Below are 517 nucleotides of genomic sequence, written 5' to 3'. Positions count from 1 at the left end.
GATACCTTCGTCTTTCGTCCAGCCTTCGAAGAACTCGACGGTTTCATTAATAGAGGCAACGATGCTTTGGTGATACTGCTTTTGCTGCGATGGTTGTGATTGGGAGGCGATTTCTAATATCGTGCTGATCTCATCTAGTGAATGTCCCCTATCAAGATACTCATTCAGTAAGCCACCTGAAATGTAGTAACTCGCAAGGTCGGTATCGGCTTCACCACCGTTCTTAGCAATGCCCAATTCAATCACGCTACACGTGATATACGGGAATGTATCTTGTTGTAAGTTAGCAGCTTGAGAAGTAAGTGCGGTTGACAATAGTGATGTTACAACTAAGGTTTTTAATAGTGTTTTTTTCATTAATATCACCAGATAAAGGTAAAAGGTTTAGGTTCGGCTTGGTTGTATTTTTCATCGAAAGAGTCAGCGGATAACGTCAAGATACGAATGAACTCGACTAAAGCGACCAAGGCAGACAGTCCCGGAATTAAGAAGCAGCTACCTAGATAGACAAGACCCC

The 517-nt window shown here is 42.6% G+C and carries 1 protein-coding gene; it reads right to left on the bottom strand.

Going from position 1 to position 517, the window contains the following annotated elements; all coding sequences use genetic code 11:
• Window positions 1-357, bottom strand: a 357-nt coding sequence (locus FQP90_RS23160; protein ID WP_144653456.1) for a hypothetical protein, incomplete at its 3' end; no start/stop codon positions are given.
• Between the last annotated feature and the right edge of the window lie 160 nt (window positions 358-517).

The sequence above is a fragment of the Paenarthrobacter nitroguajacolicus genome (genome assembly GCF_007786235.1).
GTDB classification, from domain to species: domain Bacteria; phylum Actinomycetota; class Actinomycetes; order Actinomycetales; family Micrococcaceae; genus Arthrobacter; species Arthrobacter nitroguajacolicus_A.
The sequence above is the reverse complement of the archived record's forward strand: the minus strand, read 5'-3'. Positions and strand labels throughout refer to the sequence as shown.